We start from the raw sequence: 23,124 nt of genomic DNA, 5'->3' as shown, positions 1-23,124 counted from the left end.
AAACCGCTTGGGCTGAAAAGCCTGAAATATTCGTGTAGATTTGGCGGTTGCATGTCACTTCTTAAAAAAATATATATATTTCCACATGAATATAGAACAGTTTTATCCTTTATTTCTGCAGGCGGCAAAAGTAACCATTGACAGCAGAAAAATAGCAGAGAATGATATTTTCTTTGCCTTTTCCGGTGAGAATTTCAATGCAGCTACGCTGGCGGAAAAAGCCATTGATGACGGAGCTTTGGCAGTGATTGTTGAACTTCCGGAATTTGAAAACAGAGATAAAAATATTTTCTATGTTCCATCTACTCTTGAGTTTTTACAACAGCTGGCAATCTATCATAGAAGTAAGCTTGCTATTCCTTTTATAGGACTTACGGGAAGTAATGGAAAGACCACTACCAAAGAGTTGATTCACGCTGTTCTATCTGAAAAATTTAATGTTCAGTATACTGCTGGAAATCTGAATAACCATATCGGAGTTCCCCTGACTATCCTTTCCATTAAACCGGAGCATGAAATGGCCGTAATTGAAATGGGGGCCAATCATCAGAAAGAAATTGAATTTCTGTGTACTATTTCACAACCTGATTTCGGATATATTACCAATTTTGGAAAAGCTCATCTGGAAGGATTCGGAGGCTTTGAGGGAGTGATCAAAGGAAAGTCTGAGCTCTATGATTATCTTAAAAACAATAACAGAACTATTGTAGTTAATGAAAACGATCCTATTCAGGTAGAGAAAACTGAAAACTATTCTCCTAAAATTACTTTTGGAGCAGAAACCTCTAATTATCATTTTGAATCTTTTTCAGAAGAGCATTTTGTAGGATTGATCTATCAGGGAGTAAAAGCGGTTTCAAAACTGACAGGAGAGTACAATTTTACCAATCTTTGTGCTGCTGCCAGTTTAGGACTTCACTTTGGAATCAGCTTTGAAAAAATAAAACATGCGTTGGAACTCTACACTCCAACGAATATGAGATCTCAGGTGGTGAAAAAAGAGGGGAGGACTTTGGTTCTGGATACGTATAATGCCAATCCAAGTTCTATGACCGCTTCTCTGAATAATTTCATCAGTTTTGAAGGCAGTAAAACCATTATTATCGGTGATATGCTGGAATTGGGTGATGAAAGTGAGAAAGAGCATCAGAACATTTTAAAATTAGCTCAGGACCTTCATTTCAATGAGATTATTACTGTTGGAAAACATTTTAAAGCAGTGAATGCTTCAGGCCTTGCTTTTGAAAATACAGCGGAATTAACAGACTATTTAAAACAGAATATAATTCAGTCGGAAAACATATTGTTGAAAGGATCCAGAGGAATTGCGCTGGAGAAAGTCATCGACTTTATTTAAAGTAAGGAAGCTGGGCGCTGGTGGAGGAGAGCTCATGAAGGAAATTGAAGACCGTTCTCTTATTTCTTCAGCTTTATAAAATTTCATTGATCAATAACACTTAAAGAAGTAATTGGCCGGATAGTAACTTCCGGCTTCATTCTTCCAGCTTCCGGCTTTTAAGATTTCTTCAAATTCCAGAATTCTTTTACGATCAGTTTGATATTTTTAAAAGTACTTGGGAATACTTCATTTTCAATTTCTGAGGTCGTTTTCCATGCAACTTCGGTGATACCTTCTTCTATTTGCGGTTTGGAAGTATCTTCGCCGTCAAAGTTCATTTCAAACCAATGCGTACATTTTAAGATTTTCTCTCCATTTCTTTCTACATAGATATGGTAAGTAGTATTGATGAATTGTACAAGTTCAACATCACTCAAACCTGTTTCTTCTTCTATTTCCCTTACTGCAGACTCTTCTCTGGATTCTCCTTTTTCCATCTTACCCTTAGGAAGGTCCCATTTGCCGAGTCTTCTGATGAAAAGAATTTTACCTTCAGGATTATTAACAAGCCCTCCTGCAGCTTCTATAATTCTGAAAAGCTTCTGAAACTCCTGCCAGATTTCATCCAAATTCTCTCCATACACATTCAGTTCCTGCACAGAAGTATTCTCCAGAAGATCCAAAGCGATTTCTAAAGTGGTATAATTTTCATACCCAAGCTTTTTTTCAAGTTCTTCAGGATGCTTAGATAGTAATAATTTTTTTTCGTTGACAAAAACTTTATACATTTGTAATAGTTAAGAATTTAATACAAAAATAAAAAATGAATTTAGAAGGACGAAAGATTATTGTCAATAAATCATCTAAAGAACTTACCGAGTTGTTGAAATCACCTGAAAATTATAAAGATTTTATGCCGGACGGTCTTCAGAAATTTGAAACAAGAGATAATGGATTTAAATTTGGATTACAGGGTATGCCTGAAATCGCATTAAAAATTGATGAAGTAGACGATCAGAAAGCTGTTTTAAGATCTGCAAGTTCAAGTCTGGACTTCTCATTAACCGCTACACTGAACCCAATCAGTGAAAACCAGACTGAAGTTCAGATGTTATTTGAAGGAAAATTCAATCCGTTCATCAAAATGATGGTAGAAAAACCTTTACAGAACTTTATCAATACGCTTACCGATAAAATCGAAGCTTATAAATAATTAAAACCTTCATTTCTGAAGGTTTTTTTATTTTTACAGGAAAGTGGCGAAAATAAAACAGGCAACCAATAAATACCTGTTTTTTAAATTATTAACCTATCTCTGTCAATAATAACGGCTTCGACAGGCTCAGCCAGACAACGCTTAAAAATTACGGATGGTTTGCGACCTGTCACCCTGAGCCTGTCGAAGGGTTCCCAATAAGAACACCGTTATTAATCACTAATCTTGAGTATTAATTAAAAGGATTAGTCAATTATTTATTTATAATTTTCTTTGTCAATGTCATTTAATAATGGAAAATAACCTTTTGAAACATGCTTGAGCATTACTCTTCCTCATCTCTACATATTTCAACATTTCCGTTTTTCATAATAAATCTGTATCCGAAAGGTATTGCCAGATATTGTAAAATATCAGGTCGGGCAAAAGCAACATGATAAAAGTGAACCATCTTCAATGATTTAATATCATCATTATAGTCGTCTGTGATAAGATACCAGCCACTTTCGCCCTGAGGCGAATCATATCTGATTCCTTCAATATCTTTTCCTTCATAAACACCATCTGATATAACCACTGACTGATTGAAGTTTGGAAATAGAGGAATAAGATCATATTGTAAACACATTTCACTTTGCTGTCTAACAACTGAAATTGCCGTGTCACAACCTTTATTAAAACCGCTACCATCAGCGTTTGCTTCATATAGATCATAGCAGTTATCTTCATCCAGCCTGAATTGTAAAAGCCATGAATAATAGCCAATATTTTGGTTTTCAGAAATAATTGGCTTACTATCTACAATATAATCTATAATATACTTAATAACCTCTATATAGTTTTCAGGTTGATTAGTACCAATGGCAAATCTAATTTCTTTAGATATATAAGAATCTAATTCTTTTGTTTCCACATAAAGATTATCTAGCACATTTATTTGAATTCCTTTGTATTTTATCATCTATTCTCTATTTCCCATATTTCAATTTCTTTTTTAAGATAAGCCACATAATTTGTGGCTTATCTTTTAAACTTTAGAATATTTAATTAGGTGCCTTATGGCATTGCTCGACCTTAAAATCCTATTGAACCGTATTATTTAAGTTTATGATTATCCATAGTTTTTCAGCTCATCGCTTAAATCTTTAGAAAATTCTGTCAAATCAACAACAAATCCCGTTTTATCAAAAATTGGAAAGACATTAATTAAACAACCATGATCAGCAATAAAATCAATAATTTCATCCTCCAGATCATCCAAGTCTAGCTTTTTGACTTCACAATTTTCCCACCCATTAACCTTACAAAGTTCTGCATATTCCTGCGCGCTCCATAATGGGAATAGTTCTTCGTCGTCAATTTTTGACACTACGTAATCTCCATTAGTATCAATGAGAGTGTAAAAAATCTCAGAATCAGCTACTTGCTTTATAAAGTATTTATATCTTTCTGTCGGCTCTAAAGCGATAACACTTTCAATCTCTTTTTGATTCATTTTAATTCTTTTATTTAATTACTTCTTATTTTCCATGTGTAAAACTGATTACCTTTTTGGTTTTTACATTTACTTCCGCATAAGCTACGCCTCCCAGTTTGTTTTTAGGTAGAGTTCCTTGAACAATCCTAATGCTGTCATTTTTCTTTTCCGTAACAAATGGTTTTTGTTGATTTATTGCTGATTTACCGTAAACTTGCTTCCATTTCCTTTCAGCTATGGAAATGGCAATTTCTTTATCTGTTAGAGTCTTTTTTCCTTTATATGTATTACTCTTTTTACAACTTGTTACTGAAATTAATGCTATAAGAATACAATATTTCATTGAATAATTTATTTAACAAAAGATAGGAAAAAACCACTGTAGTTGAACAATGGTTTATGTAATAAGTTCTTTTGACAAATTAAGTATAGCCCAAGGGATACCAAATACCTCTAAAATTGGGAGACAGAATATTTTGATAATATAAGCTTGTCAAATCCCTTGCTACCGCACAAATCCTTTAGTGTAATTTAGTTTAAAACTATAGATCAGAGCACCAGATTGAATTCCTAAAAAAACTTTTGTTTTTAATGATCTTATATTTTTAAAAGAAGCTCTTTATTATTCTGAATTCATCAAATAATAAATACTGAATTAGTAGGATAAGTTCCACACGAAGGGATTCGTGCGGGAGCGAGGATCGGTAACATACAAGTATGAAAATATCTAAGCAATAACTCCCGAACAATGATCCGCTGTACTTCCAGTCGCAGAAGACAACACATTGATCTCGTTATTCATTTTTAAAACACCCATAAAGGCAAAAATCAGGGCTTCTTTATAATTGATGATCTCTTTTTCAGGGATGATGACTTCGGCTTTTGTTTTCGCTCTTATTTTTTCAATTAAAAACGTGTTGTAGGCGCCTCCTCCGGTGATAAGAATATCTTTTATACTATATTGATTGATGACATTGGTAATCTGCTGGGCAGCATGTTCCGTAAAAGTAGCCAGTGCATCCAGTGTTTCAATATTTTCAAGAAGTGGAAATATATGTTGATGGCACCATTCTATTCCCAAAGATTTTGGATGTGAAGTTTGATAGAAATCCAGGGCGTTAAGTTGATTCAGTAGGGTTTCATCTATTTTTCCCTTTGCTGCCAATGCTCCGTTTTCATCAAAATTTTTATGCAGTTGCTGGGCCAGATGGTTCAAAACAATATTTACCGGGGCGATATCAAAGGCAATTCTTTTTCCTTCCGAACGTAAAGAAATATTGGAGAATCCGCCCAGGTTCAGGCAAGCGCTGTATGCAGAGAAAAGCAATTCATCACCTATAGGAACCAAAGGTGCTCCATTTCCTTTCATCAGCACGTCCTGACTTCTGAAATCATAGATAACAGGAAGTCCGGTTTCCAGTTTTATAGCTCTGCCGTCGCCGATTTGTAATGTGAATTTTTTTTGAGGCTGATGAAAAACAGTATGGCCATGAGAGGCAATCAGGTCAATATTTTCAAGCTGATGTTGATGAATAAACTTTTTAACCTGTTGTCCAAGATAAAAACCATAGTCTGAATGCAGTTCCAATAAATCTTCAGAAGAAAGATGAATAGAGTTTCTAAGTTGAGTTTCCCAATCCTCAGAATAGGAGAGTGTCTCAGCTTTAAGGATTTGAAAGGTCCATGTGTCCTGCTTTTCAAATTCAGCGAGACAGATATCCAAACCATCCAGGCTTGTCCCGGACATCAACCCAATAGCCAGCGCTTTCATTATTTTTTGGATTTATTTTTTATTTTCAGAAATTCTTTTGGAACTGAAATCTCCGGAGTTGTTATAGAATGTGTATTCGGAAAAGTCATCCTTGGCGGTCATTCCGTTGGCACCTACCAGTGTAGAACCGTCTTCCATGGTAACATAAACCGTATCTTTGGTATAGATTCTGTTTTTTTTCTGGTCCCAATAAATACTCTGCATGGCAAATCTCTGTCCTTCATTGGTTTTTATCCTTACATCACCTTTAGCTTCATAGAATTTTTTGTATTCAAAAATACGGGCATATTTAGCGGTAATTCTTCCTGGAACTTTAGGTTTCTTTTTATCAAAAAACTCAATGTCAATTCCTTTTCTGGCTACTACATATGGACTGTCAATCAGTTCGTATTTTTCAATGATGGGTGCTTTGGCTTTTAACGTAATAAAGCCGGAATCACGCTGTATAATATTGGCGTTGTTGATGATCTGTGAAGGAAAGTTTTTGCTTTGACTGCCGTTTCTTTTGGTAAGATCTTCCTCACAGGATGTCAATATAAAAAATATAGCACAACTAAAAAGGCATGCTATATTTTTATATGATATTTTTTTTGAAAAGTTCATTTTAGTTATAAAGAGTCTTTCTGAACCACTTATCAGCAAAATTAAAGCCGATTCTCAGGTTGATGAAATTCTGGTTGATCAGGTTGTTCTTAAGAGTTCCTCTCTTACCAACTTCTAATCCGATTTCAAGACCACTCATTCTGGTGATACTACTGTTTTTGAATGGTAACATTACTCCGGCAGAAATACCGAATTTGTTAATACTGTTCCCTTCCAGATTCAGATTTCCTCTTTCATAAAATGCTCCATATCTGTAGATCACTCTTGAGAAGTAGCTTCTGAAGTTGTTATAGTTGGGAAGGTACCATCCCCCTGCAGAAATTCTGTACGTATCCTGGAAACTGAAATCTTTACCAAAGTAAGAAATATCTTCTCCTTTTTTATAATCTACCTGTCCTGATACAAACCAATGGTTCTCACTTCCGTATCCAACCCCTAAGGATGCCTGTAATGGAAGAAGATTTTTGGACTTCATTTCTTTTTGTTCGATGATTGTTTCTGATCCGCTAACTTTAGTCGTTTCCTGAGCATCAGAATATCTGTACGTACTATTGGTGTATTGAGTAGTCATATTACTTGTATTACCAAAAGTAGCGGTAGCTCCTACCGTGAACTTTTTATCAGTACGTGTATTTAAAGTCTGGTAACTTGTTCCCAGTGTAAAATTAAAGTTTCTGATTCTGTTTTTAGTCTCATATCCATTAACGTATTCACCTGCATACGTACCAAGGTTGCTGTTGTAAGCTCGGAATTCATTTAGGTCATTAAGATCTCCAAAATAAAGGTTTGCTTTTGCTCCTACTGATAATTCCTGATTGATTTTATAAGAAACTGCAAGCTGTGCTGTGTTCAAAGTTCCACTTCCTTTGAAATTATTTCTGTAAAGAGGAGTTGTGTTATCACTGGCAAGCTGTTCTGTTACGATGTCGTAGCTTTTAGAACTGTATGGCTGATAAGAGATCCCCATTTTCACTTTTGAAGATAATGGAAATGCAATCGAAATATTGGAAAGATACGTAGAATGCTTTGTAGATTTCATATCGTTATAGTTCGATTTGAAATAATTGTTTTCGTTGGTAGCTTCCAGTCTGATACTCGTAAGTTCAAAATTGGCGTTGTTTGCCGGGTTGGCAAAATTGAAACTACTGGTAAAATCACTAATAAAAGCAGTAGATATACCTCCCATAGAAGTAGTTTCGATCGTATTATCATATTTCACATCTCCAATTCCATAAGTTGCATAAGGAGAGTTGCTTAGACTCTGCGCATTCAGAAAATATCCAACTGATATGAATGATACTACAAAGATTTTTTTCATTCTTTATTTTTAAAACAATGCGCAAATATCTTAAATATTAATGAATTGTAAAAATTATATGTGGTTAAAGTTTGTTAAGGGCTTGTCTTTAAAAGAAAAATCCAATTTTTCCGCCATAAAAATATCAATTCTGTTTTGCAAAAAAAGACTGTTCTATGATGAACAGTCCCGGTTTATATGAATAAGCATTTATACTATTATTTTACCTGGAGAACAGAACGGCTGTGGCTGAAACATTCAAAACTGAATTTTCCGTGATATTTTCCCATTCCCGAAGTTCCTACACCTCCAAAAGGTAAGTAATGTGACCCCACGTGGATAATAGCGCTGTTAATCTCAGCATCTCCACTTGTGGTGTGGTCTAAAACATAATCGGCAAATTCCTGATCCTCTGTGAAAACATATAATGCCAGTGGTTTAGGGCGGCTATTGATTTCCTCCAACGCTTCCTCAATATCATTATAGGTCATCATAGGAAGAATAGGGCCGAAAATCTCTTGCTGCATCACCTGATCATCCCAGTTCACATTATCCATTAAAGTGGCTTCAAAGTGACGGGTCTCAAGATCATAATGTCCTCCATAAATTACTTTTTCCGGCGTTGCTTCAAGGTAACCTGCAAGATGTTTAATTTGGTTCTGGCTTACAATCTTCCCGATTTTTCCCAAAGAATTCCCTTCATAAGCAGCATTTAAATGAGCTTTAAATTTTTCAATAAATGCATCTTTTACAGATTTATGGATATAAATATAGTCAGGAGCCACACAGGTTTGTCCGCAATTAATCCATTTTCCGTAAGATATTCTGGCTACAGCTTTATCAAGATCAGCATCTTTGTGAACGATGGTAGGAGATTTTCCTCCAAGTTCCAAGGTAACCGGAATTAATTGTTCTGCAGCGGCTTTCATCACAATTTTCCCGACATTCGGGCTTCCTGTAAAGAAAATATAATCAAAAGGTAAGCTGAGTAAAAGAGTATTTTCCTCAATAGCTCCCTGAATAACGGCTACATAAGATTCATCAAAAGATGCTTTCACAATATCTTCAAGTACCTGAGCAACATGTGGTGTGTTTTCAGATGGTTTTATGATTGCTGTATTTCCGGAGATCAAGGCTCCGATAAGCGGACTGAACGTCAATTGAACTGGATAGTTGAAAGGTCCGATAATATAGGTAACTCCATAAGGCTGATAGGTTATTGTGCTCTCAACTTCAGCGCCTGAAGGATGTGGTTTTGAGGGGACGGAAGTAGTTTTTGCCCATTCATTAATATTTTCAAGCAAATAATCAAGTTCGCTGATCACTATTTGAATCTCCACATATTCCGCTTCTTTTCTGCTTTTTCCCAAATCTGTATTCAAAGCCTCACAAAGTGCATCGGTATGCTGAAGAAAAACATCCCGGAATTTTTTTAGTTGTGCTTTTCTGAATTCAATATTTTTTGTCTGATTGGTTTTGAAAAAGGCTTTCTGCTGTTGAAATATGCCTTTGATTTTTTGTTCCAGGTTTGTATCCATTGGTTTACAATTTTAATATTTGAAATTGGTGTGAAATTGTAATAAATTTACGAATAATTTCACTGAATAAATGTATTGCTTAAAATTAAATTGCGTAAAATTTAATTTTATATTTTATTCTAATCCTGTTATTGATATTACCTATAAGGTATTTCTTTATAAACTTTTATTTTGAGTTATTGAGATTGTATGAAGATATTAAGATAAGCTTCGCTTAAGTTTAAAATCAGAATAATTCATCTTAATAATTCTTTATTTCTTCAATCCTTCTTAATGGTTTGACTGCATCCTTCATTTTTATAGATTTAAAGAAACTCAAAATGTAGGATCTGCATTTTTATCCATTTTAAGCTGACTTAATTTTATGAAATGAAATAAGATTTTTTATCTTTGAAACATGAATTGGGAGAACATCGCCGGACAGACGAATCTGAAAAAACTTCTTAGAGAAAGCATTGCTGAAAACAGAGTGAGCCATGCCCAACTTTTTGTAGGAAAAGAGGGATACGGAACACTGCCTATGGTACTGGCCTATGCAAGGGAAATTTTCAGTCAGGAAAACGAACATGCTGCTGCGAAGGTTGAGCATCTCAATCATCTGGATCTGCATTTCAGCTTTCCGGTTTTTACAGACAATAAAAACTCATTAAGCAAGAATAAATTTGATGAATTCAGAGAAATGATCCTGGCTTCACCCTATGCAAGCTATGATGACTGGACCGCTTTTTTAGAATCAGAAAATAAACAGTTATTTATTTCTGCGGATGAAGTGGATGACCAGAATCAGAAGTTCTCTTTAAAAAGTTATGAAGGAGGAACCAAAATTCTTATTGTGTGGAGAGCAGATAAAATGAATGTCGCCGCTTCTAATAAGTTTTTGAAATTTTTGGAAGAACCACCAGCAAAAACGGTCATTCTTCTTACAGCTGAAAGTACAAACGATATTCTTCCAACTATTCTTTCCAGAACACAGATTGTAGAAATTCCGAGAATTAATGATGAAGATATAGAAAGTTATCTTAAAAAGAATTTCTCTGTTTCAGAAGAAAAAGTGAGAGAGATTGTTCATGAAGCTCAGGGAGATCTCAATGAGGCTATAAAATTGTTGAATTCCGGAGATAAAAGCAACGAGTTTGAAAAGCTTTTTGTACAATGGGTGAGAGATGCATTTATGGTAAAGAAGAAACCGGAATATCTCAGAAGCATTATTGTCTGGGCAAGAGAAATTGCAGGATGGAACAGGGAGAAACAGAAAAACTTTCTTAATTACTGTTCTGAGATTTTCAGACTGGCATTGCTTCAGAACTATCAATCTGAAAATCTGGTCTACAAAAAGATCAATGCGAACGGTTTCAATTGGGCCGGCTTTTCAAAATTTATCAGTGGGGCTAATATTGAGAGTATTTTGGAAGAAATTAATACAGCCGATCTTCACCTTACCAGAAACGGAAACCCCAAAATTGTCTGGACCGATCTGGGAATTAAACTATCAAGATATATTCATAAAAGTACATAAATAAAAGCTCTGGTTAACGCCGGAGTTTTTATTTTATTCTGGAGATTATCATTTTAGCTTTACTTTCCTGCCTTTTTTATGTATACTTTAATTGAATATAGGCTGGAAATAATTAAAATTATCATTGAAATATTTCCCATATATGAATTAAAAATGAGCTCTCTTTTTATTGTTTTCCATTAAAAACTGCCTCTGTTGCGTATTCAGCATATATTATAGAAAACGTCTTTTCTTTGCAATAAATTAAATCTATATTAAAAAATCAATCAATCGTTTGATTTGTGTTAAAACTTGTGTACATTTGCGCCCTGAAAAATGAACACTAACATGATTTCAAAAGAAGAAAATATATTATTCGCAGCTGAGAAGCTCTTTGCAGAAAAGGGATTCGAAGGAACTTCCACCAGGGAAATTGCAAAGGATGCGAATGTTAATATTTCTATGATCTCGTATTATTTTGGCTCTAAAGAAAAACTTTATGAGAAATTAGTAGAATACAGAATGAATGAAGGTCAGTTTTTTTCTAAAGATCTTTTGGGAAGAACAGACATCAACGAATGGCAGAAGATTGAAAGAGTAATCGATCAGTTTTCTCACAAGATCCGGACTCAAAAGTGCTTCTACAGGATTATGCAGAGAGAGCAGCTGCATACTAAAAATCCTCAGATTGTAGAATTTTTGAAGCAAACCAAAATGGGATTCCTTTCCATGTATTCACAAATATTGGAAAGTGGTCTTAAAAATGGAATTTTCACCAAAAATCCACCTATTTATCTCCTTCATTCTACCGTAAGCGGAACTTTGTTTTATGCATTTAATGCGAAAGAAATGTATAAAGAGTTCCTGAATGAAACAGAAGATGAAGAAGCTTTTGACGAAAGATACTACACAGAACTTAATAAACATATTAAATATTTACTAAAAGACCTTTTAGGTTATGAAGAGAATAAATAACTCAGTGATTGCATTATCACTATTCGTAGGAATAGCAAATGCGAATGCTCAGGAGAAAAGAACACTTACTCTTGACGAGGCCGTGCAGCTGGGAATCCAGAACAGCAAGAATCTCAAGATCGATGCAGCCAAGATCGAAGAGGCTACAGCTGATCTTTTGGAGGCTAAAAACAGACAGCTACCGGAATTAAAAGTGTCAGGTAGCTATATGTACCTTCCGATAAAACCCAATGTTGATATCAAACTTCCTGGTGTTGCAGGCGGAGCTGGCGGGCCTGAAATACATCAGGTAGTTTACGGTTCTGCTAACCTTAGCGTTCCTATTTACAGCGGCGGAAGAATCAAATATGGGATTCAGTCCGCTAAATATCTTGTAGAGGCGTCTAAACTAAGCACTGAGAATGATAAAATTGCCATTGCTTACAACGTTGCCCAGGCTTATAACAATTTGTTTAAAGCTAACCAGTCTATCAAAGTTTTTGAAGAAAATCTTGCCGCTTCTCAAAAAAGAGATGAAACCTTCCTTAAAATGGAAAATAATGGTTTGATCGCAAGAAATGATAGATTAAAGGCGAACCTTCAGACTTCAAATATTGAACTTCAACTATTGGAAGCTAAGAATAACTATAATATTGCCAACATCAATATGGATCTTTTATTGGGGCTTCCTGAAACTACAGAACTTACAGTAGATGAAAATTATATTGAAGAAGGATCAGACGTAAAACCTGTTGATTATTATGTTACCGAAGCCAGAGAAAACCGTAAGGATTTACAGGCTCTGGCACAGCAGAGAAAAGCAGCGGAATTAGGTTCGAAAGCAGCAAAAGCAGAAAATCTTCCTTCCATCGCATTTACAGGAGGTTATGTAGCAGCAGATATCCCTAAGTTTCTTACCGTATACAATGCCATCAATGTAGGAATCGGTGTTTCTTATAACCTGTCCAATCTTTGGAAAGAAAATTCTTCATTGAGACAATCGCAGGCGAGAGAAAAGCAGCTTGCCGCTACTGATGAATTACTGAATGATAACATTAAGCTTGATGTCAACAGAGAATATCAGAACACAGACTATTCGAAAAAGAGAATTGCTGTTTTTGAAAAATCGGCGGAACAGGCTAATGAAAATTACAGAATTACCAAAAATAAATACGACAACGGGTTGGCAACCATGACTGAATTGCTGGATGCAGACGCAGCTCAGATTGCTGCCAATGTTGGCGTGATCAATGCCAAGGCAGATGCTGCACTTGCATACAGAAAACTATTACAGACAACAGGAACTTTAACAATTAAATAATCAGATCGAAACCAAAATGGAAAATAATAATACACAGGCAGCTGAACCTAAAAAGAAAAAAAGTTTAGTTTTTCCTATCATTTTAGCGGCAGTAGTAATCGGAGGAGGAATCTACGGTTACAGAGCCTTTACTTACGGACAGTATCACGAAGAGACTGATGATGCTCAGATTGCTTCCAATATGGCACCGGTAATTTCTAAAATCTCCGGCTATGTAGCTCAGGTAAAAGTAAAAGACAACCAGTTTGTGAAGAAAGGAGATACCTTGGTGATTTTGGATAACAGAGATCAGAAAATGGCTCTTGATCAGGCTCAGGCAGCATTATCTACAGCTAAAAGTAATATCTCCAATGCAGAAGCTACTACCACAGCGACTTCAAAAAATATCGGTTCTTCTGAAGCAGCGGTAGTTACTGCTAATGCTCAGATAGAAGCAGCAAAAGTAAATGTCTGGAAAACTTCTCAGGATTTGAAAAGATATGCTAATCTTGTAAAAGACCATTCTATTACAGAACAACAATATGAGCAGGCTTTGGCTGCAAAACAATCTGCAGACAGACAGTTGCAGGTTTTAGTGGATCAGAGAAACCAAATTGCTCAGCAAACTCACATCGCTTCTTCTCAGACGGCTGCAAGCTCACAACAAATCAGTGTGGCAGGTTCTGTTGCTAAACAAAGAGAAGTAGATGTAGAAAATGCAAAATTGAATTTATCCTATACTGTAATCCTTGCTCCTGAAGATGGATACGTAGGAAAAGTACCTACACAGGCAGGTCAGTATCTGCAGGCTGGAGCACAGTTGTTTGCTTTGGTTAAAAATGACCAGAAATGGGTGGTAGCTAACTTTAAGGAAACGCAGGTAGATAAAATGGTAGAAGGGCAGAAAGTGAAAATTGAGATTGATGCCTTCCCTGATAGAGAATTTGAAGGAGTGGTAAGCTCATTCTCTCCTGCTACTGGAGCTACTTTCTCTATTCTTCCTCCGGATAATGCGAGTGGTAACTTCGTTAAAGTAGTTCAGAGACTTCCTGTAAAAATTGATTTTGTAAATCTTGACAAGAATATTGCCAAAAGATTAAGAACAGGAATGAACGTGAAAGCAGAAGTTGCTTTGAAATAATATTTAAAATTGTTAAAAATCAATGAACTTCGTTGTCATGAGTGAATCAGCTTTGCTGTCAATTAAAACGGCAGGCTTTACAATTCACCATTCACCTGCGAAGCAAAATTTGCCATTGGTTTTTCACATCGAAAAAAACTTATGCAAGATTCATTAGTAGAATATGGAGCGCGGAGAGTAATTATTACGATTACGGCTATCCTTTGTGCCCTTCTTGAAATTGTAGACTCCACGATTGTCAATGTTGCCTTGAATGAAATGAAGGGGAATCTTGGAGCTACGCTTTCAGAAGTAGGGTGGGTGATTACAGCGTATGCCATCGGGAATGTTATCATTGTTCCGATGACGAGCTGGCTTTCACAGCAGTTTGGGCGTAGAAATTACTTTGCGGCATCCATCATTATATTCACCGTATTTTCATTCTTATGTGGAAATGCGACCAATATCTGGGAACTCGTGTTCTTCAGATTGATGCAGGGAATCGGGGGTGGAGCCTTATTGGTAACCTCACAAACGATTATTACGGAATCTTATCCGATTGAAAAAAGAAGTATGGCTCAGGCTATTTACGGCCTTGGGGTAATTATCGGTCCTACACTAGGTCCGCCTCTTGGAGGGTACATCGTTGATAACTTCAGCTGGCCCTATATTTTCTATATTAATATTCCGATTGGGATTGCAGCAACGCTGATGACTCTTCAGTTTGTAAGAAGCCCGAAATATGCAGAAAAACGTAAAGCTTCAGATGTTGACTGGCTTGGAATTGCTCTGCTGGCAGTAACAGTAGGTTCATTACAGTTTATTCTGGAAAGAGGACATGAAGAAGACTGGTTTGAAAGCGGAATGATCGTAGCCTTCACTGTAGCAGCAATTTTAGGATTTATACTATTCCTTTGGCGGGAACTTACCTTTAAGTACCCGATTGTTGAGCTCAGAGTGCTTAAAAACAGTAACCTGAGAATCGGAACTATGATGTCATTCGTTCTTGGATTCGGATTGTATGGTTCTACATTCATCGTTCCTTTGTACACCCAAAGTATTTTGGGATGGACAGCACTTCAGTCAGGAGCTTTGATGATTCCAGCTGCATTAACAACAGCCTTTATGATGCCTATCATTGGGAGACTACTGGCAAAAGGAGCAAAACAGCAGATCCTGGTTTCATTAGGACTATTTATCTTCTTTGTGTACAGTTTCTGGGGATACAAAATTCTGACACCGGATACCAGTAAAGATGCCTTCTTCTGGATGCTTATTGTAAGAGGTGCGGGGCTGGGATTATTATTTATTCCGATTACCTCTTTGTCATTAAGTACACTAAAAGGGCAGGAGATTGGTCAGGGAGCAGCGTTTACAGGGATGATGAGACAGCTGGGAGGATCTTTCGGGATTGCGGCGATCACGACCTTTATTGCCAATGCAGGACAGAAGTACAGAAATAACTTAATTTCCCATCTGGATGAAAACAGTTTTGATGTTCAGCAAAGACTGGCAGCATTGAAAGCCAATTTTATAGCAAAAGGGATGACTCCTGATGCAGCAATGAATGCCGCCTATAAAATGCTCGATTTATCTGTAACAAAACAGGCCACTGTTTTATCTTATATGGATGTATTTCTTTACCTCGGAATCGTATTCCTGATATGTATTCCGTTTATCTTACTCGTAAAAGAAAGAAAGAGCAAAGAAAAAATAGATTTGAGTGAAGCCATGCACTAGATTTAAAAAAAGACCTTCGGGATTTCGAAGGTCTTTTTTTGTTGTATCTGCCCTAACATGATAAGAGACAATACTTTCTGTTTTCATTTTGTTAAATAAAAAATAATATCACTTATTGGAGAGTTTATTTATTTTTTCTAGCTTTACATCACCAAATGAAAAAAATATGAATAAATTCCCTCACCTTGTAATAATCCATTCAAAAAGGATTTGCCGGAATGTTGTGTCACACTTTATCTGATTTCCGGTTATTGAACTGAAAGACCTGACTGTTCTTCACTTGCTTTTTATAGTTAATAAAGGCAATTTCCCAATATCCGAAAACGGTATGAAGTATTGTATTCCGTTTTATTATTTAGCTAAATCATGATTTCAAGCCACTAATAACTTATTATATATGAATCAAATTCAACTGCCGGAAACTTATGCGGCATTATCAGATTTCAGAAAAAATGACGTCTATCTTCCTGAAATGAATCAGGCTCAGCTTATTGCAGATTTCTTTCCCGGAACTTTTACAGAGCTTACCCAGCGCCTCTCTGATATTACAGGGGCTTTTTATGGAGGCATGCTCAAACAGATTGGAAAACTTTACGGAGCTGAAGCTATTGAACAGCTTTCCAGTACTTTTATGTACGATCTGGGATCAAGAATGACACTGAGGAATCTTGAAGCAAAACCCAATCTGCAGCCTGGAATTCCGGCTGTTGCAAAAATATTGATGGGAGCAGTTTTTACATCCAGTCCTGAATATAATTTTGAATTTAAAGAATTAAATGAATACAAATGCGAATTGCTCATTAAAGGAGTAGACCGTTACCACAAAATCACCCATAGCCTGCAAATTGCAGGTCTGCTGAAATGGCCAGTCATAAAACCTTTTATACAGGGCATTTGCGACACTATGGGACTGGATGTTTTATTGGATATAAAAGTACTCAAACTTGATCCGGATAGCTCATGCAGTTATCATGTTTTTATTTCAGAAAAGTAACATCAGATATGAATAAAAGCGGACTTTAGTCCGCTTTTTTTTGTAAATGAATATCCAATGGTTTTACCCGAAATGTATAAAGCATCTCGCAGATTTTGTTGATTCTGCAGATTTTAATTTAACAAAATTATAGTCATAGAGGAAAAATTAATTAGGGATGGGCTATCATCAAGAGCGTAGACGAAGAAAGCCCATTTACAAAAAAAATATCTTCCAACGGCTTTAGCCAAATCATAAAACGTTATAATAATAAACTCCAATCCCTGAACCCCGAACCTCGTATCGCGAATCCCAAACCTTATTCAATATTCTCTACCCACTCAATACCACTTACATCAATCAGTTTCAAAGTGTGGATATCATTTTTTTGAAAAATATCATCAATATTCAGGGTAACATCAGCCTTGGCTCCCAACGGAATCACAAGACTGTGTTTTCCGGGTTTCACTTTGGCAACATAATGATTCTTTATATTTTCTTTTGAAATTCCGGAGAGTTCTTTATGATCAAGTTCCTTTAAAATCTTTCCGTTTTTGTCGAGAACATGAATACCTATCAGAAAAGAACCGTACACATCAGCACCTTCTGTTCTGTAGACTTCAAATGTCAGCTTCGAATTGTTATGAGAAATATTTGAAATCTCAAGTTTAGGTTTTACAGACTTATTATGCAGTGTTCCCCATACACCTCCATGAAAATATTGATTGGTAAAAAGAGTCAGTCCGAATATAATCACTGAGCCTGCCAGTACAAGAACTTTTGGGTTTGAAATAGGAAAACTCCCTGAACCCGACCATTGAAACCATCTTTTCTGGGTGAAATTTTTGTTGTTTTTTATGAAATAATAGTCCAGAGAATAAGATCCGCTTCCTGTAAGAAACAGTACAAATCCGCCTGCAATACCTAAAACACCAATCTGCCATTCATCAAGACAAGTTGTTCCCAGCCATCCGGAACCTAGTAAAATTCCTAGAGCAAGACTGAAAATTCCTATACTCATTAAGCGGGTCAATAATCCGAGGATGATGAATAAACCCACAATGGCTTCGATAATGGTAAAAATCATCATAGAGCGTTGCAAAGCATCAGGATGAGTTACCAGGTATTCAATAATTGGTTTTATTCCCAGGGCATTGGGTAAGAAGTGATTGAATTTTTCCCCGATATATCCCTTTTCATCAGGAATAAGCTTGTTTTCGAGGATCAATCTGCGCCAAAACGCTGAAAAGTAAGTCCATCCGATAACCATACGGAGGGATAAAGTGTATAATCCGGCCAGCTCTGAAGACTGACGGTTTAAGATATGTTTCATTGAAATTACTATTGTATTGTAAAAAACTGATTTTTAATTCGATTTAAAAAAAGTTTAAACCAGATTAAGCTTCAGCCTTTTAAATAAAATATATTTCGGTGGGCTGTTACCTGTAGAATGCCCTGAGTAGTTATTGAAAGAAATCCTTTTTTCGACAGAATTTCCGGTTGTTGAAGAAAAACCAGGAAAAGAATTTTTGTATTGGCTCTGAGTTTTGTTTTTTGAAACCGAAATTCCGGAAGTAGCAGATGCCACATCACAGCTAAAGGAAATTGAAGAGGTTGTTTTAATCTTATTCAGTCCGCTTATGAACTGAATGTCAAAAATATCAAGAACATTTCTTTTTACAGAACAAGGAGATAATGAAAACACCAAAATAAGCATCGTAATGATTGCTTTATAGGTTTTCATATGGACTCCTGAATTGTGCATGATTACAAAACTACACTTTATTTCAATGTAAGCTTAATAAATTCTAAAAAATCGTTTTGCTGATCAACAAATAAGTAATGGGAACAGTTATCAATGAGTCTGAAATTTGTCTTTCCAACTATATTTTTGAGATCATTCATCTGTTTTTCTGAAAATATGCCGTCATTCTTACCATACACTGCAAAAACGGGAATTCCTTTTTTTCGAATATCTTTTAAAACCGAGGTATTATCCAGATTATTCTGAGGCTCATTTTGATAGAATTTAGTAGGAGACTCAGCATTTCTTATATTGTTTTTGTAAAATTCGCCTGTGTTGTATTCCGTTCTCAGCATTTCACTTTCAGGAGTAGGATGAGGCATATCAAAGAAGCCAAGTTTCCCGGCCATATCATAGCATCTTTTTCTGTAAGCAGCAGAATTTTTGTCCAGACTTTCTATTTGTGAAATCTCCTGAAGCTGAGCAGCATCATTTTTAAAATGTTCTTGAGCCTGTTTTAAAATATGATCATAGGTTTCCTGTTGGGTAAATAAAGCTCCTGCCAATGTAAGTGTTTTTACTTTTTGAGGAAACTGATCTGTAAATAAAGTCCCGATGATCCCACCAAAACTATGGGCAAGTATATTTGCATTTTGGAGGTGATAAGTGGTGTAAATATCTTTTAAATCCTCAAAACTTTCTTTGAATGTCATGGTAGCATTCTCATCCTTTGAGCGCCCTTCACCGCGTCTGTCATAAACGATCACATAAAATCCTTTATTGGCAAGCATGTGAGCGGTAGTTCCTTCAAACAAAGTAGCATTTCCGCTTGGTCCGCCATGGATAAAAATAACAGGTGGGTTTTGGGGATTTCCATACGCTTTTGAATATAAATTCTGTGCTTTGAAGAGGAGCGAACATATAATAAAAAGAAAGGAAAACACAGATTTCATGATGTCGTTTTAACTTCTCAAAACTACTAAATATTCTGGGCAAAAGAAGATAAAATGAAGGGAATTATGATTACATTTAAAAATTGAAATCACTACTGACGGACAGTTGTCACAACTCTGATTTATTTTTACCTTTCGAAAGTCTTTACTTAAAAACAGAGAAATATGGACACCAATAATTTTGATACCATCGTCAAACGTTCTTTAGACATCAGAGAGAAGTATCATCAGCTGGAAATAAAAAGCAACGGAAAAGAATGGTCATTGGAAGAAGATGCACTTGCATATCTTACCGATGCCGGATTGGTAGGGAGGAATGTAATGTCCCATCAGAAAACATGGCTGAAGAAAGATTCAGCAGAAGAACTGGAGCATAAATTAGCCGAAAATATCTGGTGGCTGATTGTTCTGGCAGACCGTACAGGAATTAATATTAACGAAGCCATGGACAAATTTTTAACGAAAACAGAAAATATATTGTAATGAGTTATTGTTTAGCAATAGAAGGAATGCAGCCCGAAAGCAGAAAAGGACTGCACAAAAATTACCATGACCATTATTATGGGTTTCCTATTCATGATGATAATGAATTGTTTGGAAGACTGATTCTTGAAATCAATCAGGCAGGATTAAGCTGGGAAACGGTTCTGAAAAAAGAAGGCAGTTTCAGAAAAGCATATGACCAATTTGATATTCAGAAAATAGCAGATTATACAGAAGAAGACCGTGAAAGATTATTGAGCGATCCGGGAATTATAAGGAATAAGCTAAAAGTAAATGCTGCCATTGAAAATGCTAAAACAATCATTGCATTACAAAAGGAATTTGGTTCTTTTGAAAAATGGCTGGAGCATCATCATCCACTGACTTTGCAGGAATGGATGAAGCTTTTCAAAAAAACATTCAAATTCACTGGTGGAGAAATTGTAAACGAATTTCTTATGAGCACCGGATATCTAAAAGGCGCTCATCATGAAAGCTGCCCGATTCACGCAAAAGTATTAGCTCAAAAGCCTTTGTGGAAGAAAAAACAGTGAAATAATATATAGGGATTACTACGGAGTGACAGATAGAAGTATTTAACATTATGCATACACTCAGTCATTCCGCAGGAATCTCATTTTTCAATTATCTTTTGATGCTTGTTTCATCAGTTCTTTATGCTCATTTCCCCATTTTTCAAATTCAAGAATGATAGGCTTCAACTTATAGCCAATTTCTGTAAGTTCATATTCTACTCTTGGCGGAACTTCTGCATATACGGTTCTGGTAATAATTTTGTCTTCTTCCAGTCTGCGGAGCTGAAGTGTAAGCATACGTTCAGTAATATTCTGAAGCTTTTTTCTAAGTTCTCCGAATCTCATTTTCCCATTGATCAGATAACAACAGATGGCCAATGCCCATTGCCCTCCGATAGTGTTGGAGGCATAGATTTCCGGACATTCATCAGCAAGGGCTTTCTTATTGGCAAAATTGGTAGAGGTTTCCTTTATTTTAGTCATTACTTACATTTTTTATAGTACCATACAATAGGTTGCTAATGTACAAAATGTAAGTTACATGTTGTAATTTTGTAACAGAAATTTAAACAGAATGAAGACTTTAGTAATTGTTACCCATCCTGATATTGAAAAATCAGTGATTAATAAAAAATGGATTGACGAGTTAAAAAAATATCCTGAAAAATACACGGTTCATCAACTGTACGAAGCTTATCCTGATGGAAAAATCAATGTGGCAGAAGAGCAGAAGATGATGGAATCGTATGACAAGATTGTATTTCAGTTTCCTTTTTATTGGTTCAGCAGCCCGCCGCTTTTAAAACAATGGCTGGATGAAGTCGTTTTATACGGCTGGGCGTATGGAAGCAACAGCGGTTTCAAACTGGCCGGAAAGAAAATGACACTGGCTGTTACCGCAGGAATAGATGAAGATGGATATTCTGAAACAGGGGAATATAAATACACGATGAATGAACTTTTCCGACCTTATGAACTGACTTTCGATTATATAAAAGCCGATTATAAAAAACCATTCGTGTATTATGGAATTGAAAGAGATTCTTCCGATGAATGGATCAACAGAAGTGTTCCGATGTATCTGGAGTTTCTGGACAATTTATAACTGAATGAGAGTAAAATTGAACTTGAATTAAAACGGGTTCAATTTACTTTTGTATGTATTCAAAAGGTTCCACATTCCAGTCCTGTACATATTTCTTTATGATATTACTGTCAATATTAAAGGGAACATCCTGATATTTCCAGCCTTTTGAAGGAACTTTTACATCTATAAGGTAGTTTTCAATAGAATAGATGTCAAGTATCGCTGAATTATTGGGTTTTATAGAATCAAAAATGATCAGAAATTTATCTCCTTTCTTATAAGAGAAATTGGCCGTTTTAGAATAGGTAATACCATTAACATCATATTTGTAATCTATTCCTACGCCATTATTGTTTTTGTGATGCCAGTCTGATATAGCTTCTCCAATGGTATATTTAGGGTTTTTAAGGATGCCATTATTTCCTAAATTGGCACTAATTAAACAGAATATGATACATCCTAAAGTGAGTATCAAAAGAATAATATGAAATTTTTCTGAGATCAATTTTTTCATGCTCCAGTTCTATATTTCTCGTTGAACTTCTGCAGATCTATTGCCTGCTCCTGGAAGTATTCTTTAAATGTATCTGAAAGATTTATATCTTTAAATTTCACAAGGGTATATCCGCTGTCAAAAGCAATAATTTCTAAAATGCTTTCCTGAATTAAAAAATGATCAGGTTTCCAAACACTTGTATCTTCAACAGATAAGATAGAAAAGGCTGAAGTATCGGGTTCAATAGTATTTGGAACGGCTGAAATGATCCCCCAAATGATCTGAGTATTACTTTGATAGAGCTGTTCAAATTCCGGATGATCCAACACAAAATAATCTTCATCAAAATTAATGGGAAGAGTCTGATCAGATATAAAATCTAAATCCGTCAAAATCCATTTATAAATGGCAAGATCATTCCATATAGGTTTCAAAACCTCTTGAAGATTGGTATGGAATTTAACCTTTTTTGTACTTCTGATAATCCAGTTCATTTATTCTTTATTTAAAACCCTATTTATTCTTTTCTCTGCTTCTTCTTTTGTAATGCCATTATAAAAGTCGTATACAAACGGATGCTCATAGCTTTGGTGAGGATAACAAATGGACGCCCGATAGAATTATTGACTACCACGGTTGTAGGAACACTTTCCTCAAACTCATAATCCGGAAGATAGGTGGAAAGCCATCCGAAATATTCAGCTTCAAATTCCTTGTTATCATAGTTTTCAACATATTCATTAAAGTTTTTTTCACTCAGTGAAACCCAGATTCCATAATCCAGATCTCTGCAGTCATCCGTAACTTCCTGTACCAGAACAGTACGGATAAATCTATGGGTATCTTCAGGATCTTCAACGACACATACATCTGAGGTAAGTTCAGTATTTTTTAACTCCTCTTCCGATAAGCAGTAATAGAAATAAGGGGCATTATAGGCTATCGCAGGCCAGTCTTCTTTCTCTTCACCGCAGCATTGGCAGATGTATTTCGTCATCGTAT

Annotated in this window: 26 protein-coding genes; 11 read left to right on the top strand and 15 right to left on the bottom strand. The window is 35.7% G+C overall.

Going from position 1 to position 23,124, the window contains the following annotated elements; genetic code table 11:
- Positions 1-85: 85 nt before the first annotated feature.
- Complete coding sequence (locus tag DEU39_RS10470; protein WP_062674521.1) at positions 86-1,357, top strand: UDP-N-acetylmuramoyl-tripeptide--D-alanyl-D-alanine ligase; 1,272 nt, start codon at positions 86-88, stop codon at positions 1,355-1,357.
- A 158-nt stretch (positions 1,358-1,515) separates the two neighbouring features.
- Here the strand turns inward: DEU39_RS10470 and DEU39_RS10465 are convergent, their stop codons facing one another.
- Positions 1,516-2,127 (bottom strand): NUDIX hydrolase, encoded by a 612-nt coding sequence (locus DEU39_RS10465; protein ID WP_062674523.1) that lies wholly within the window; start codon positions 2,125-2,127, stop codon positions 1,516-1,518.
- 35 nt (positions 2,128-2,162) lie between these two features.
- Between DEU39_RS10465 and DEU39_RS10460 the strand changes: the two genes are divergently transcribed.
- Complete coding sequence (locus tag DEU39_RS10460; RefSeq protein ID WP_034699917.1) at positions 2,163-2,552, top strand: hypothetical protein; 390 nt, start codon at positions 2,163-2,165, stop codon at positions 2,550-2,552.
- A 328-nt stretch (positions 2,553-2,880) separates the two neighbouring features.
- Here DEU39_RS10460 and DEU39_RS10455 read toward each other — a convergent pair whose 3' ends face one another.
- From DEU39_RS10455 to mdlD, 7 genes are all read right to left on the bottom strand, one after another.
- Positions 2,881-3,516 carry a hypothetical protein gene (locus DEU39_RS10455; protein ID WP_120231899.1) on the bottom strand — a complete coding sequence of 212 codons (636 nt, stop codon included), beginning with the start codon at positions 3,514-3,516 and terminating at the stop codon, positions 2,881-2,883.
- Positions 3,517-3,666: 150 nt separating this feature from the next.
- Positions 3,667-4,050, bottom strand: a complete 384-nt coding sequence (locus tag DEU39_RS10450; protein WP_120231898.1) for a DUF2750 domain-containing protein — start codon at positions 4,048-4,050, stop codon at positions 3,667-3,669.
- Positions 4,051-4,075: 25 nt separating this feature from the next.
- The gene (locus DEU39_RS10445; RefSeq protein ID WP_120231897.1) at positions 4,076-4,375 is read right to left on the bottom strand and encodes an NTF2 fold immunity protein; all 300 of its coding nucleotides are present in this window, start codon (positions 4,373-4,375) and stop codon (positions 4,076-4,078) included.
- A 384-nt stretch (positions 4,376-4,759) separates the two neighbouring features.
- Positions 4,760-5,803 (bottom strand): anhydro-N-acetylmuramic acid kinase, encoded by a 1,044-nt coding sequence (locus DEU39_RS10440; RefSeq protein ID WP_120231896.1) that lies wholly within the window; start codon positions 5,801-5,803, stop codon positions 4,760-4,762.
- A gap of 12 nt (positions 5,804-5,815) precedes the next feature.
- Positions 5,816-6,406 carry an LPS export ABC transporter periplasmic protein LptC gene (lptC, locus tag DEU39_RS10435; protein WP_079242560.1) on the bottom strand — a complete coding sequence of 197 codons (591 nt, stop codon included), beginning with the start codon at positions 6,404-6,406 and terminating at the stop codon, positions 5,816-5,818.
- Between the two features lies 1 nt (position 6,407).
- A complete protein-coding gene (locus tag DEU39_RS10430; RefSeq protein ID WP_120231895.1) occupies positions 6,408-7,724 on the bottom strand; it encodes a hypothetical protein in 1,317 nt (438 codons plus the stop codon).
- 197 nt (positions 7,725-7,921) lie between these two features.
- Positions 7,922-9,241, bottom strand: coding sequence for an NAD(P)-dependent benzaldehyde dehydrogenase MdlD (gene mdlD / locus DEU39_RS10425; protein WP_120231894.1), 1,320 nt, complete (start codon positions 9,239-9,241; stop codon positions 7,922-7,924).
- Between the two features lie 397 nt (positions 9,242-9,638).
- Between mdlD and DEU39_RS10420 the strand changes: the two genes are divergently transcribed.
- The 6 genes from DEU39_RS10420 (at position 9,639) to DEU39_RS10395 (ending at position 16,844) form a co-directional block, all read left to right on the top strand.
- Positions 9,639-10,757 (top strand): ATP-binding protein, encoded by a 1,119-nt coding sequence (locus DEU39_RS10420; protein ID WP_120231893.1) that lies wholly within the window; start codon positions 9,639-9,641, stop codon positions 10,755-10,757.
- 315 nt (positions 10,758-11,072) lie between these two features.
- Complete coding sequence (locus tag DEU39_RS10415; RefSeq protein WP_120231892.1) at positions 11,073-11,711, top strand: TetR/AcrR family transcriptional regulator; 639 nt, start codon at positions 11,073-11,075, stop codon at positions 11,709-11,711.
- A complete protein-coding gene (locus DEU39_RS10410) occupies positions 11,695-13,011 on the top strand; it encodes a TolC family protein (RefSeq protein ID WP_120231891.1) in 1,317 nt (438 codons plus the stop codon). The genes DEU39_RS10415 and DEU39_RS10410 overlap by 17 nt, the downstream gene beginning before the upstream one ends.
- Before the next feature lie 16 nt (positions 13,012-13,027).
- Positions 13,028-14,131 (top strand): HlyD family secretion protein, encoded by a 1,104-nt coding sequence (locus DEU39_RS10405; RefSeq protein WP_120231890.1) that lies wholly within the window; start codon positions 13,028-13,030, stop codon positions 14,129-14,131.
- A gap of 141 nt (positions 14,132-14,272) precedes the next feature.
- Positions 14,273-15,850: a DHA2 family efflux MFS transporter permease subunit gene (locus tag DEU39_RS10400; protein WP_062674556.1), complete on the top strand. Its 1,578-nt coding sequence runs from the start codon at positions 14,273-14,275 to the stop codon at positions 15,848-15,850.
- Positions 15,851-16,247: 397 nt separating this feature from the next.
- The gene (locus DEU39_RS10395) at positions 16,248-16,844 is read left to right on the top strand and encodes a hypothetical protein (protein WP_120231889.1); all 597 of its coding nucleotides are present in this window, start codon (positions 16,248-16,250) and stop codon (positions 16,842-16,844) included.
- A gap of 298 nt (positions 16,845-17,142) precedes the next feature.
- On the opposite strand, the gene DEU39_RS10390 is transcribed toward DEU39_RS10395, so the two are convergent.
- The 3 genes from DEU39_RS10390 to DEU39_RS10380 are packed head-to-tail and all read right to left on the bottom strand — an operon-like array spanning position 17,143 to position 19,520.
- Positions 17,143-18,156, bottom strand: coding sequence for a TQO small subunit DoxD (locus tag DEU39_RS10390; RefSeq protein ID WP_120231888.1), 1,014 nt, complete (start codon positions 18,154-18,156; stop codon positions 17,143-17,145).
- A gap of 54 nt (positions 18,157-18,210) precedes the next feature.
- Positions 18,211-18,567 carry a hypothetical protein gene (locus DEU39_RS10385; protein WP_062674562.1) on the bottom strand — a complete coding sequence of 119 codons (357 nt, stop codon included), beginning with the start codon at positions 18,565-18,567 and terminating at the stop codon, positions 18,211-18,213.
- Positions 18,568-18,605: 38 nt separating this feature from the next.
- A complete protein-coding gene (locus tag DEU39_RS10380; RefSeq protein ID WP_120231886.1) occupies positions 18,606-19,520 on the bottom strand; it encodes an alpha/beta hydrolase in 915 nt (304 codons plus the stop codon).
- Positions 19,521-19,685: 165 nt separating this feature from the next.
- On the opposite strand from DEU39_RS10380, the gene DEU39_RS10375 reads away from it, so the two are divergent.
- Together DEU39_RS10375 and DEU39_RS10370 are read left to right on the top strand one after the other, a co-directional pair.
- Complete coding sequence (locus DEU39_RS10375; protein ID WP_120231885.1) at positions 19,686-20,003, top strand: MazG-like protein; 318 nt, start codon at positions 19,686-19,688, stop codon at positions 20,001-20,003.
- Positions 20,003-20,557: a DNA-3-methyladenine glycosylase I gene (locus DEU39_RS10370; RefSeq protein ID WP_120231884.1), complete on the top strand. Its 555-nt coding sequence runs from the start codon at positions 20,003-20,005 to the stop codon at positions 20,555-20,557. Before DEU39_RS10375 ends, DEU39_RS10370 begins: the two co-directional genes overlap by 1 nt.
- 87 nt (positions 20,558-20,644) lie before the next feature.
- On the opposite strand, the gene DEU39_RS10365 is transcribed toward DEU39_RS10370, so the two are convergent.
- Positions 20,645-21,022: a winged helix-turn-helix transcriptional regulator gene (locus DEU39_RS10365; RefSeq protein ID WP_062674569.1), complete on the bottom strand. Its 378-nt coding sequence runs from the start codon at positions 21,020-21,022 to the stop codon at positions 20,645-20,647.
- 91 nt (positions 21,023-21,113) lie between these two features.
- Here DEU39_RS10365 and DEU39_RS10360 point away from each other — a divergent pair, with 91 nt between their 5' ends.
- Positions 21,114-21,644: an NAD(P)H-dependent oxidoreductase gene (locus DEU39_RS10360; RefSeq protein ID WP_120231883.1), complete on the top strand. Its 531-nt coding sequence runs from the start codon at positions 21,114-21,116 to the stop codon at positions 21,642-21,644.
- A gap of 43 nt (positions 21,645-21,687) precedes the next feature.
- Here DEU39_RS10360 and DEU39_RS10355 read toward each other — a convergent pair whose 3' ends face one another.
- From DEU39_RS10355 to DEU39_RS10345, 3 genes are read right to left on the bottom strand one after another with little or no spacing between them, the layout of a single operon-like run.
- Positions 21,688-22,140: a hypothetical protein gene (locus tag DEU39_RS10355; RefSeq protein WP_120231882.1), complete on the bottom strand. Its 453-nt coding sequence runs from the start codon at positions 22,138-22,140 to the stop codon at positions 21,688-21,690.
- Positions 22,137-22,616, bottom strand: a complete 480-nt coding sequence (locus DEU39_RS10350) for a hypothetical protein (RefSeq protein ID WP_120231881.1) — start codon at positions 22,614-22,616, stop codon at positions 22,137-22,139. Before DEU39_RS10350 ends, DEU39_RS10355 begins: the two co-directional genes overlap by 4 nt.
- 23 nt (positions 22,617-22,639) lie before the next feature.
- Positions 22,640-23,119 carry a DUF2199 domain-containing protein gene (locus tag DEU39_RS10345; RefSeq protein ID WP_228436736.1) on the bottom strand — a complete coding sequence of 160 codons (480 nt, stop codon included), beginning with the start codon at positions 23,117-23,119 and terminating at the stop codon, positions 22,640-22,642.
- Between the last annotated feature and the right edge of the window lie 5 nt (positions 23,120-23,124).

The organism is Chryseobacterium sp. AG363, assembly GCF_003610675.1.
GTDB classification, from domain to species: Bacteria; Bacteroidota; Bacteroidia; order Flavobacteriales; family Weeksellaceae; genus Chryseobacterium; species Chryseobacterium cucumeris.
Note: the sequence above shows the minus strand (reverse complement) of the source record. Positions and strands in the feature narration are given on the sequence as shown.

What these genes read in the sequence shown, in the direction of transcription:
- DEU39_RS10470 (WP_062674521.1), top strand. Translation starts at nt 86, where the DNA reads ATGAATATAGAACAGTTTTATCCTTTATTTCTGCAGGCGGCAAAAGTA.
- DEU39_RS10465 (WP_062674523.1), bottom strand. Translation starts at nt 2,127, where the DNA reads ATGTATAAAGTTTTTGTCAACGAAAAAAAATTATTACTATCTAAGCAT.
- DEU39_RS10460 (WP_034699917.1), top strand. Translation starts at nt 2,163, where the DNA reads ATGAATTTAGAAGGACGAAAGATTATTGTCAATAAATCATCTAAAGAA.
- DEU39_RS10455 (WP_120231899.1), bottom strand. Translation starts at nt 3,516, where the DNA reads ATGATAAAATACAAAGGAATTCAAATAAATGTGCTAGATAATCTTTAT.
- DEU39_RS10450 (WP_120231898.1), bottom strand. Translation starts at nt 4,050, where the DNA reads ATGAATCAAAAAGAGATTGAAAGTGTTATCGCTTTAGAGCCGACAGAA.
- DEU39_RS10445 (WP_120231897.1), bottom strand. Translation starts at nt 4,375, where the DNA reads ATGAAATATTGTATTCTTATAGCATTAATTTCAGTAACAAGTTGTAAA.
- DEU39_RS10440 (WP_120231896.1), bottom strand. Translation starts at nt 5,803, where the DNA reads ATGAAAGCGCTGGCTATTGGGTTGATGTCCGGGACAAGCCTGGATGGT.
- lptC (WP_079242560.1), bottom strand. Translation starts at nt 6,406, where the DNA reads ATGAACTTTTCAAAAAAAATATCATATAAAAATATAGCATGCCTTTTT.
- DEU39_RS10430 (WP_120231895.1), bottom strand. Translation starts at nt 7,724, where the DNA reads ATGAAAAAAATCTTTGTAGTATCATTCATATCAGTTGGATATTTTCTG.
- mdlD (WP_120231894.1), bottom strand. Translation starts at nt 9,241, where the DNA reads ATGGATACAAACCTGGAACAAAAAATCAAAGGCATATTTCAACAGCAG.
- DEU39_RS10420 (WP_120231893.1), top strand. Translation starts at nt 9,639, where the DNA reads ATGAATTGGGAGAACATCGCCGGACAGACGAATCTGAAAAAACTTCTT.
- DEU39_RS10415 (WP_120231892.1), top strand. Translation starts at nt 11,073, where the DNA reads ATGAACACTAACATGATTTCAAAAGAAGAAAATATATTATTCGCAGCT.
- DEU39_RS10410 (WP_120231891.1), top strand. Translation starts at nt 11,695, where the DNA reads ATGAAGAGAATAAATAACTCAGTGATTGCATTATCACTATTCGTAGGA.
- DEU39_RS10405 (WP_120231890.1), top strand. Translation starts at nt 13,028, where the DNA reads ATGGAAAATAATAATACACAGGCAGCTGAACCTAAAAAGAAAAAAAGT.
- DEU39_RS10400 (WP_062674556.1), top strand. Translation starts at nt 14,273, where the DNA reads ATGCAAGATTCATTAGTAGAATATGGAGCGCGGAGAGTAATTATTACG.
- DEU39_RS10395 (WP_120231889.1), top strand. Translation starts at nt 16,248, where the DNA reads ATGAATCAAATTCAACTGCCGGAAACTTATGCGGCATTATCAGATTTC.
- DEU39_RS10390 (WP_120231888.1), bottom strand. Translation starts at nt 18,156, where the DNA reads ATGAAACATATCTTAAACCGTCAGTCTTCAGAGCTGGCCGGATTATAC.
- DEU39_RS10385 (WP_062674562.1), bottom strand. Translation starts at nt 18,567, where the DNA reads ATGAAAACCTATAAAGCAATCATTACGATGCTTATTTTGGTGTTTTCA.
- DEU39_RS10380 (WP_120231886.1), bottom strand. Translation starts at nt 19,520, where the DNA reads ATGAAATCTGTGTTTTCCTTTCTTTTTATTATATGTTCGCTCCTCTTC.
- DEU39_RS10375 (WP_120231885.1), top strand. Translation starts at nt 19,686, where the DNA reads ATGGACACCAATAATTTTGATACCATCGTCAAACGTTCTTTAGACATC.
- DEU39_RS10370 (WP_120231884.1), top strand. Translation starts at nt 20,003, where the DNA reads ATGAGTTATTGTTTAGCAATAGAAGGAATGCAGCCCGAAAGCAGAAAA.
- DEU39_RS10365 (WP_062674569.1), bottom strand. Translation starts at nt 21,022, where the DNA reads ATGACTAAAATAAAGGAAACCTCTACCAATTTTGCCAATAAGAAAGCC.
- DEU39_RS10360 (WP_120231883.1), top strand. Translation starts at nt 21,114, where the DNA reads ATGAAGACTTTAGTAATTGTTACCCATCCTGATATTGAAAAATCAGTG.
- DEU39_RS10355 (WP_120231882.1), bottom strand. Translation starts at nt 22,140, where the DNA reads ATGAAAAAATTGATCTCAGAAAAATTTCATATTATTCTTTTGATACTC.
- DEU39_RS10350 (WP_120231881.1), bottom strand. Translation starts at nt 22,616, where the DNA reads ATGAACTGGATTATCAGAAGTACAAAAAAGGTTAAATTCCATACCAAT.
- DEU39_RS10345 (WP_228436736.1), bottom strand. Translation starts at nt 23,119, where the DNA reads ATGACGAAATACATCTGCCAATGCTGCGGTGAAGAGAAAGAAGACTGG.